At 65.9% G+C, this 9,061-nt stretch carries 7 protein-coding genes and 1 tRNA gene; 6 read left to right on the top strand and 2 right to left on the bottom strand.

Features of this window, described 5'->3' with window-relative positions; all coding sequences use genetic code 11:
* The first annotated feature begins 313 nt into the window (after positions 1–313).
* From eno to ABFX18_RS10475, 4 genes are all read left to right on the top strand, one after another.
* A complete protein-coding gene (gene eno / locus ABFX18_RS10490) occupies positions 314–1,591 on the top strand; it encodes a phosphopyruvate hydratase (RefSeq protein ID WP_090147645.1) in 1,278 nt (425 codons plus the stop codon).
* A 29-nt stretch (positions 1,592–1,620) separates the two neighbouring features.
* Positions 1,621–2,160 (top strand): FtsB family cell division protein, encoded by a 540-nt coding sequence (locus tag ABFX18_RS10485; protein WP_346058287.1) that lies wholly within the window; start codon positions 1,621–1,623, stop codon positions 2,158–2,160.
* Positions 2,157–2,639, top strand: coding sequence for a DUF501 domain-containing protein (locus ABFX18_RS10480; RefSeq protein WP_200329640.1), 483 nt, complete (start codon positions 2,157–2,159; stop codon positions 2,637–2,639). The genes ABFX18_RS10485 and ABFX18_RS10480 overlap by 4 nt, the downstream gene beginning before the upstream one ends.
* Positions 2,640–2,762: 123 nt before the next feature.
* On the top strand, positions 2,763–4,094 hold the full coding sequence (locus ABFX18_RS10475; protein ID WP_200329638.1) for an FAD-dependent oxidoreductase: 1,332 nt from the start codon (positions 2,763–2,765) through the stop codon (positions 4,092–4,094).
* A 222-nt stretch (positions 4,095–4,316) separates the two neighbouring features.
* Here the strand turns inward: ABFX18_RS10475 and ABFX18_RS10470 are convergent, their stop codons facing one another.
* A complete protein-coding gene (locus ABFX18_RS10470) occupies positions 4,317–5,795 on the bottom strand; it encodes a helix-turn-helix domain-containing protein (RefSeq protein ID WP_090147649.1) in 1,479 nt (492 codons plus the stop codon).
* A 127-nt stretch (positions 5,796–5,922) separates the two neighbouring features.
* On the opposite strand from ABFX18_RS10470, the gene ABFX18_RS10465 reads away from it, so the two are divergent.
* A complete protein-coding gene (locus tag ABFX18_RS10465; protein WP_346058286.1) occupies positions 5,923–7,773 on the top strand; it encodes a phosphoenolpyruvate carboxykinase (GTP) in 1,851 nt (616 codons plus the stop codon).
* Between the two features lie 226 nt (positions 7,774–7,999).
* Positions 8,000–8,073, top strand: a tRNA-Leu gene (locus ABFX18_RS10460).
* 37 nt (positions 8,074–8,110) lie between these two features.
* Here the strand turns inward: ABFX18_RS10460 and ABFX18_RS10455 are convergent.
* Positions 8,111–9,061 (bottom strand): tyrosine-type recombinase/integrase (locus tag ABFX18_RS10455; RefSeq protein WP_346058285.1); only part of this gene is annotated, 951 nt, incomplete at its 5' end.

Genomic DNA, 9,061 nt, shown 5'->3' with positions numbered 1-9,061 from the left:
CGTTAGAAGCGTTACTCTCAGAGACACCACACACGCTGGGTGTTGCAACGACCACATGAAACCGCCGGCCTGAACGTCTCACGGACGCCGCCTCTCGCACGTTCCCGGAGCCTGCATCCGGCTGACGCCTCGGCGGTGCTTCGCCTGCCGCCCCGCCGGGCCATGCAGCGCCCTGGCTCAGGCCCGCCTGCACGCTGACGGCCGTTTTGCGCCCCGGATCGCCAAGCCGCCGTGCCCTAGACTGGGGTGCGGCGGGCACGGCCCGCCGCACCCTTTGCTTGACCCGGCATCCGACCCCTTCAAGGAGCGCATAGTGGCATTTATCGACGCAGTGATCGCCCGAGAGATTCTCGATTCGCGTGGCAACCCGACCGTCGAGGTCGAGGTCGGCCTGACCGACGATTCTGTGGGCCGCGCCGCCGTTCCCTCGGGCGCTTCGACCGGAGCATTCGAAGCGTACGAGCTCCGCGACGGCGAAGATCGCTACCTCGGCAAGGGCGTCACCCGCGCCGTCGACGCCGTCTTCGACGAGCTCGCGCCCGCGATCGAGGGCCTCGCCGCCGACGATCAGCGCATCATCGACGCGACGCTGAAGGAGATCGACGGCACACCCAACAAGGAGCGCGTCGGGGCGAATGCCATCCTCGGCGTGAGTCTCGCCGTGGCGCACGCCGCCGCCTCCGCGGCTGAGCTGCCGCTCTACCGCTACCTGGGCGGCCCGAACGCGAGCACTCTCCCCGTGCCGCTCATGAACATCATCAACGGCGGCGCTCACGCCGACACGGGCGTCGATATCCAGGAATTCATGGCGGTGCCCCTCGGCGCCGAGACGTTCTCGGAGGGCCTTCGCTGGGGCGTCGAGGTCTACCACGCGCTGAAGGCGCTGCTCAAGGAGCAGGGTCTCGCAACCGCGCTCGGCGATGAGGGCGGATTCGCGCCCGACCTGCCGCACAACGCCGCCGCGCTCGACCTCATCGTCGAAGCCATCAAGCGCGCCGGGCTCGAACCGGGCCGTGACGTGGCGGTAGCGCTCGACGTGGCATCGACCGAGTTCTTCGAGAACGGCGTCTACACCTTCGAGGGGCAGCAGCGCAGCGCCGCTGAGATGTCGGCCTACTACGCCGACCTGCTCGAGCGGTACCCGCTCGTGTCGATCGAGGATCCGCTGGCCGAAGACGACTGGGAGGGGTGGAAGCACCTCACCGACGAACTCGGCGATCGCGTGCAGCTCGTGGGCGACGATCTCTTCGTCACGAACCCCGAGCGCCTCGCCGACGGGATCGCCCAGGGCGCGGCCAACTCGCTGCTCGTCAAGGTGAACCAGATCGGTACGCTCACCGAAACGCTCGACGCCGTGCAGCTCGCGCAGCGCTCCGGGTACACGGCGATCCTGTCGCACCGCTCGGGTGAGACCGAGGACGTAACGATCGCAGACCTCGCCGTCGCGACCGACTGCGGTCAGATCAAGACCGGTGCGCCGGCCCGCTCCGAGCGCGTGGCGAAGTACAACCAGCTGCTGCGCATCGAGGAAGAGCTCGGCGGTGCGGCGAAGTACGCGGGTCGCGGTGCCTTCCCGCGCTTCACCGCGTAACCCGACCACCACTGAAAGACGACGACACGGTGAAGCGCTGGATCGATGATGTCGGAACGTGGGCCTCGAGCCTGCGGTTCAGCGGCTTCACCGTGGTCGTCGTCGTGCTCGTGCTCGCCGGAATCGTCATCGTGAGCCCGAGCCTCTCCACGTTCGTCCAGCAGCGGCGCGAGATCGCCGAACTCCGCGAGAGCGTGCGGCAGAGCCAGGAGGCGGTCAACGAGATCGACGCCGAGCGCGCGAAGTGGAAAGACCCGGTCTACGTCCGATCTCAAGCGCGAGACCGCTTGTTCTACGTCATGCCGGGGGAGACCCAGCTGAACGTCATCGATGACATCGTCATGCCCATCGAGTCGGACGAAGAGCCGGATCCCGAGCTGTCCCGCATGCCGAGCAACTGGGCCCGGAGCCTGTCAGCATCGTTCCTGAGCGCTGGCACGACGGATGCTCCTCCGGTGGAAGCGACCGCTGACGCCCAGAACGAACCCGAATCCGACGGCGCCGACTCGACGACTGAATCCGTCGATCCCGCATCGCCCGAAGCCCCTGCCGAGGAGACACCGCAATGACCCGCCCGCCCTATCCTGAACCGACCGCAGCAGACATAGCCGCAGTGACCGAGCAACTCGGGCGCGAAGCGCGCGGAGTCGTGGGCATTGCGGCGCGCGCGTCAGACGGCAGCCCGGCGGTCGTCGCCACCGCGCCCCGGCTTCCCGACGGGTCTCCGTTCCCGACCTTCTACTACCTGTGCCACCCGGAAGCGGTCGCGGCCGCATCCCGCCTGGAAGCGGCGGGGGTGATGAACGAGTTCAACGAGCTGCTGGCCAGCGACGAGGCAGTGCGCGAGCAGTATCAGCGCGCGCACGAGCAGTTCATCGCGGATCGCGACAGCGTCGGAGAGGTACCGGAAGTCGCGGGCGTGAGCTCCGGCGGCATGCCGACACGGGTGAAGTGCCTGCACGCGCTCATGGGCCACGCCCTCGCTGCCGGGCCGGGGGTCAATCCCATCGGTGACCTCGCGCTCGAGCGCAGCGGATGGACTGGGTGACGAGCACATCGGCGTTCTCGGGAGCTGAGAAAACGCGGTAAGCTTTCGATGCGGGTGTTTTGCCCGCTATTTTCTGTGCCCGCGGTGCGGGTCCGACCCTGATTGCTGCAAGGAGATCGCTTCGTGGCGAAGAAGATTCTGATCGTTGGTGGCGGCTATGCCGGCTTCTACACCGCATGGAAGCTCGAGAAGCTGCTTCGTGCGGGCGAGGCCGAGGTCACGATCGTCGATCCGCTGCCGTACATGGCGTACCTGCCGTTCCTTCCCGAGGTCGCCTCGGGATCGATCGAGCCGCGTCACGCGGTCGTGGCGCGCCGTCGCCACCTGGAGAGCACCGCGAACATCGCCGGTAAGGTGACCGCGATCTCGCACGCGACGAAGAGCGTGACCATCACGCCGAACGTGGGTGTGCCGTTCGAGTTCGCCTACGACCACATCGTCGTGACGACCGGTTCGGTCTCGCGCACCTTCCCGATCGCCGGCATCGCCGACAACGCGATCGGCATGAAGACCATCGAAGAAGCGGTCGCCGTGCGCGATCGTCTCGTGGGCAACTTCGAGCGCGCCGCGACCCTGCCGAAGGGTTCCCCCGAGCGTGCTCGTCTGCTGACGGTCACGGTCGTCGGCGGCGGATTCGCGGGCATCGAGACGATCTCGGAGCTCCGTTCGTTCGCGACCGCATTGCTGCGCCGCTACCCCGAGATCTCGTTCGACGAGACGGTGTTCCACCTGGTCGAGGCCATGGGGCGGATCATGCCCGAGGTGTCGCAGGAGACCGCCGACTGGGTCGTCAAGGATCAGACGCGTCGCGGGGTGCAGATCCACCTCGATACGCAGCTCGCCTCGGCTCTGGATGGCAAGATCGAGCTGTCGACCGGTGAGAACTACGAGTCCGACCTCATCGTCTGGACCGCCGGCGTCATGCCTCGCCCGTTCCTGCGCGGAACGGATCTGCCGATCGGCCCCCGCGGGCACGTCATCGGCAGCCCCTCGCTGCGCATCACCACGGAAGACGGCGTCGCGCTCGAAGGCGCCTGGACCGCTGGCGACACGTCGCAGACCCCCGACATCTCAGCGACTCCCGGCCCCGGCGGCTTCTGCGTGCCCAACGCGCAGCACGCGGTTCGCCAGGGCAAGCTGCTCGCGAAGAACATCGTCGCCGACCTCCGCGGCGAGGGCATCGCAGAGTACAACCACAAGAACATGGGAGCCGTCGCCGGCCTCGGCGTCAACACCGGCGTGTTCCAATCGGGCAAGTTCGCGATGAAGGGCTACTTCGCGTGGCTCGCTCACCGCTTCTACCACGGCCTCGCGATCCCCTCGTGGGAGCGCAAGTGGCGCGTGTTCGGCGGATGGGTCGGCCATTTCTTCCTCGGACGCGACACGGTCAACATCGAGGCCGTGCAGCAGCCGCGGGCGGTCTTCGAAGAGTTCGCCTCGCGACCCAAGGCCTGATCGAGCGCTCCACAACGAGAACCCCTGCAGCACGCGCTGCGGGGGTTCTCGCGTTCCGAGGGCCAGGCGCTGTGCGCCCGCGCGGGACGGGAGTACCGGAGAACCGGACGAACCGCCAAAAGAGTGCGCCTACGAGGCGATAACTGCACTGAATGGGAGGTTCATCAAGCCTCCGGGCCCTGTAGGGCCCGCGCCGGAGGCAGCGAAAGCGTCGCTTTCGCCTCAAGCCTCCGGCGCATGCTTCGCCAGGAACTGGTACATCTCCGTGTCGTCGACGCCCGGGAACGTTCCCGTCGGCAGCGGAGACAGCACGTGAGCGTGCATGCGGGCGCTCGGCCACGCCTTGCCCTCCCAGCGCGCCAACAGCTCGGGTTTCGGCGTGCGGCAGCACGCCGGATCCGGACACGTCGACACCTGGCGCTCCGTCGTATCCCGCCCACGGAACCACTTCGCATCATCGAAGGCGACTCCACACGCGATCGCGAACGGGCCCTGCTCGGCATCCCCGGTCTGCACGCTCGACCAGAACGTGCCGGCAGGCGTGTCGGTGTACTGGTAGAACTCGCTCGTACGGTTCGTGCGATTGAACGACGTGCGGCCACCCCACTTGTGGCAGAGCACTTCGCCCTCGATCGACCCGGTGTCGTCCGCGGGGTACGGCAGGCCATCGTTCTGGTAGCCGCGCACGATCGCCCCGGCTCCATCAGCACGATAGTGGTGCGCTCGCAGGCCGAGATGCTGCGTCGCAAGGTTGGTGAATCGGTGCGAAGCGGCCTCGTGCGTGACGCCGAATGCGTCTCTGAAATCTTCGATCGCAAGGTTGCGATTGCGCTTGGCCTGCTGCAGAAACTCCACTGCCCCGGCCTCGGGGATCAGGCAGGCCGCTGCGAAGTAGTTGATCTGCAGCCGTTGCTCGAGAAACTCCGCGTAGCTCGCCGGTTCGGAGTGGCCGAGCACGCGGTGCGCCATCGCCTGCAGTGCCAGCGACCTCAGGCCGTGACCGCCCGGAATCGAGGCCGGCGGCAGATAGATGCGCCCATTCTCGAGGTCGGTGATGCTGCGAGTGTTCGAGGGCAGGTCATCGACGAAGATGAGGTCGAAGCCCAGCAGCTCGGCGAGCATGGCGACCTCGCGGTGCGTGACGGCGCCGAGCGAATGACCGATGCGTCGCATCAGGTCGGACGCCACGAGCTCGATGTCCTGAATGTAATTGTCGCGCGCCTGCATCTGCATGCGGATCGCAGTGTTCGCGCGCCGGGCCTCCTCTGACGTGGTCGCAGCCGCTCGGGATCGCCGAGCGAGTTCGCGGTGCAGTCCGACGAGGGCCTCCAACGTGTCGTCCGGCAAGGCGCGAGGCGTGCGCACGTGGGGGAGCCCGAGGCGGGTATACGTGGGAGCGGCCTGCGCGCGTTCGAGCTCGACCTCCCACGTGCTGCGGCGATCCGGAGCCTCGCGTTTGAGGAGCTCTGCGACTTCGATGCCCAGTTCGCGGGAGACGCTCTGCAAGAGCCCGAGCCGGGGTTCCCGCCGGCCGTTCTCGATGAGGGAGAGCTGGCTCGCGACGACGCCCACGCGCTCACCGAGCTGCTCGAGGGTGAGGCCCGCCTGGGTTCGGAAGTGTCTGATCCGCTTTCCAAGAATCAGGCGATCGAGTTCGGCCTCGTCGAATCCGGCGGTCACTGGAACTGGCTCAGCGTTCATCTCTTGACTATATGTCAAAAATGGCCAAATTTTCCAGCCGAAAGAGTGAATGCGACGTGAGCACCCCATTCACAATGGAGATGTCGCCGCTTCTTCACCCGGCGGCGGGAACTCCGAGGAGAACGACATGGCACTCACGCAGACCATTGAGACCGAGCTGACCTTCGCTGAGATCGTTCGCGACGGCGCGACCACGAGCAATGAAGAAGTGCTCGCATGGGTGACCGAGGTCGCTGAGCTCACGGAACCCGACGAGGTCGTCTGGTGCGATGGTTCGCAGGCCGAGTGGAACCGCATCACCACTGAAATGGTGGAAGCCGGAACGCTGATCCCGCTCAACAAGAATCTGCGGCCCGGGAGCTTCCTCGCCCGTTCGCACCCCGACGACGTCGCCCGTGTGGAAGACCGCACCTTCATCTGCTCCGTCGACGAAGCGGACGCCGGACCGACGAACAACTGGATGGCTCCGGATGAGATGAAGGCCGAGCTCATGCCCCGCTTCAAGGGATCCATGCGGGGCCGAACGATGTACGTCGTTCCGTTCTCGATGGGTCCGGTGGGCGGCGCCATCACGCAGCTCGGCATCGAGATCACCGATTCGCCGTACGCGGTGCTGAACATGCGGATCATGACCCGCATGGGGCAGTCGGCTCTCGACGGCATTCTGCCCGGGAGCGAATGGGTGCGTACGGTGCACTCCGTTGGCGCTCCGCTCGAGCCCGGCCAGAGCGATGATGCCTGGCCCTGCAACGAGACCAAGTACATCACCCACTTCCCCGAGACCCTCGAGGTCTGGTCGTACGGGTCGGGATACGGCGGAAACGCCCTGCTCTCCAAGAAGTGCTTCGCCCTGCGCATCGCCAGCGTGATGGGTCGCAACGAGGGCTGGCTGGCCGAGCACATGCTCCTGCTGAAGCTCACGAACACCGAGAGCGGCAAGTCGTACCACCTCTCCGCAGCGTTCCCCTCGGCCTGCGGCAAGACGAACCTCGCGATGCTCCAGCCGACCATTCCGGGGTGGAAGGTCGAGACCATCGGCGACGACATCGCCTGGCTGCGCCCCGGCACCGACGGGCGCCTCTACGCCATCAACCCGGAAGCCGGCTTCTTCGGTGTCGCCCCGGGCACGGGGGAATCGACGAACCCGGTCGCGGTCGAGACCCTGTGGGGAAACACGATCTTCACGAACGTCGCGCTCACCGACGACGGCGACGTCTGGTGGGAGGGCAAGACGGACGAGGTTCCCGCTCACCTGATCGACTGGCAGGGCAACGAGTGGACCCCCGAGAGCGGTCGCGTTGCAGCGCACCCGAACTCGCGCTTCACGGTGCCGATCCAGCAGACCCCCACCCTGGCTCAGGAATGGTACGAGCAGAACGGCGTTCCTCTCGACGCGATCCTCTTCGGCGGGCGTCGCGCGACGAACGTGCCCCTCGTGGCTCGGTCGCTCTCCTGGGAGCACGGCGTCTTCGTCGGGGCCACGATCTCCTCCGAGAAGACCGCAGCCCAGGAGGGAACGGTCGGCGAACTGCGACGCGATCCCTTCGCGATGCTGCCGTTCTGCGGATACAACATGGCTGACTACTGGGGACACTGGCTCGACATGGGCCGCACCCTCGGTGACCAGGCGCCCAAGATCTTCCAGGTCAACTGGTTCCGCAAGGGCGCCGACGGTCGGTTCCTGTGGCCCGGCTTCGGAGAGAACTCGCGTGTGATCGACTGGATCATCCGCAGTGTCGAAGGCTCCGTCGAAGGGCGCGAGACCGCGGTGGGCACCATTCCCGCCGACGGTGAGCTCAACCTCGACGGCATCGAGGTGCCCGAGAGCGATCTCGCCGAACTGTTCTCGATCGATCCGGCATCGTGGCTCGCGGAAGCCGATCTGACGGAGGAGTTCTTCGCTCAGTTCGGCGATCGTCTGCCGGCTGCGCTGAGCGGACAGCTCGAAGGTTTGCGCCAGCGCCTCGGCGCCGCGTGATCGCGCCGCGTCGGTGACCGCCGACGCCCCATAGACCGTAGGCCCCGCCGTTCTGCCCAATGGCGGGGCTTACTCTTTTCTGTTCTGTTCTGTTCTGTTCTGTTCTGTTCTGTTCTCGTTCTCTTCGTGTTCGCGTGCTCGTCGCCCTGCGCGGCCATCGGTGCGCATCAGGCGCTCAGTGACAGCCTGGCTCCCCACACGGCCGCGATCTGCGAGAATCGAACGGCCCCCCATAGCCCAACTGGCAGAGGCAGCCGACTTAAAATCGGCACAGTCAGGGTTCGAATCCCTGTGGGGGGACTGCCTAGAATCGGCTCAATTTCAACGCTGAACGGGGTTAATTGGCCTCTGGCCGCAACATTCCCGCAACAACTTGCGAACTAATGGCCTGATCGAGATCGTCCGCAACGTCCTCAAGGTCACTGTCGAACAGATCCGCGTACACATCGAGCGTCATCGCCGCACTCGCGTGCCCCAGCATCCGCTGCAACGCTTTCACATTCGCACCAGCAGACACCGCCAATGACGCTGCGGTGTGCCGAAGATCATGAATGGTCATCTTCTCGGCACCCGCCCGGTTCAGCGCGTTCGCCCACCATGTCGATTTCTTCGAATCGAAGTACGTCTTCCGCTCGAAATTGCCATACAGATTCGGGAACACGAGCGCGTCTTTGCTCTTCCCCTCGCAGTGCGACTCAAGTAGCTCGGAGATCGTCGCGGGGACGTACACGTGCCTCGCTTCGTGCGTCTTAGGTGTTCCCTCGTGGATCTTCCCGCCTACTTCGACTGCGTTGCGCGTGATGCTGATGCGTCGACGTTCGAAGTCAAGATCAGAGACGCGGAGCCCGATGGCCTCTCCCCAGCGGAGACCGCAGTAACCCAGCACGAGCACGAGTACACGGCGGCGGCCAGCGTTGTTCGCCACCGCCCACAGCTGTGAGTGGGTCAGGTATCGACGTTCTCTGCTCGACTGCTTGCGGGGAAGGTCGACGCCTCGAGCCGCGTTTGCGCTGACGCGCCGATCGCGGCCGGCGACATCGAGAATGCCAGCCAGAACGCCGTGCGCGCGGATGACGACTGTGGGGCTCTTCTTGATGCCAGACACCCAGGCCTGCACATCTGAATGTCGAATGCTCGACACTGGGTAGTCGCCCCAGACTGGCTCGACGTATAAACGCCAGGCGGTTTCCAGTGGAGCATAGCTCGACGCCTTCAGACTCGAGGGTCTGCTGCACGTGTAGGTGACATCTGAGTTGGCTTGCCCGGGAGGGTGGGCTGGAAGGATGTC

Source organism: Leucobacter alluvii, from assembly GCF_039530485.1.
In the GTDB taxonomy this organism is placed as follows: domain Bacteria; phylum Actinomycetota; class Actinomycetes; order Actinomycetales; family Microbacteriaceae; genus Leucobacter; species Leucobacter alluvii.
This window is presented reverse-complemented; position numbering and strand designations above follow the sequence as displayed.

Bases quoted from the DNA above. Each gene is read 5' to 3' on its own strand.
- ABFX18_RS10480 (WP_200329640.1), top strand. From the start codon at position 2,157: ATGACCCGCCCGCCCTATCCTGAACCGACCGCAGCAGACATAGCCGCA.
- ABFX18_RS10470 (WP_090147649.1), bottom strand. From the start codon at position 5,795: ATGAACGCTGAGCCAGTTCCAGTGACCGCCGGATTCGACGAGGCCGAA.
- ABFX18_RS10465 (WP_346058286.1), top strand. From the start codon at position 5,923: ATGGCACTCACGCAGACCATTGAGACCGAGCTGACCTTCGCTGAGATC.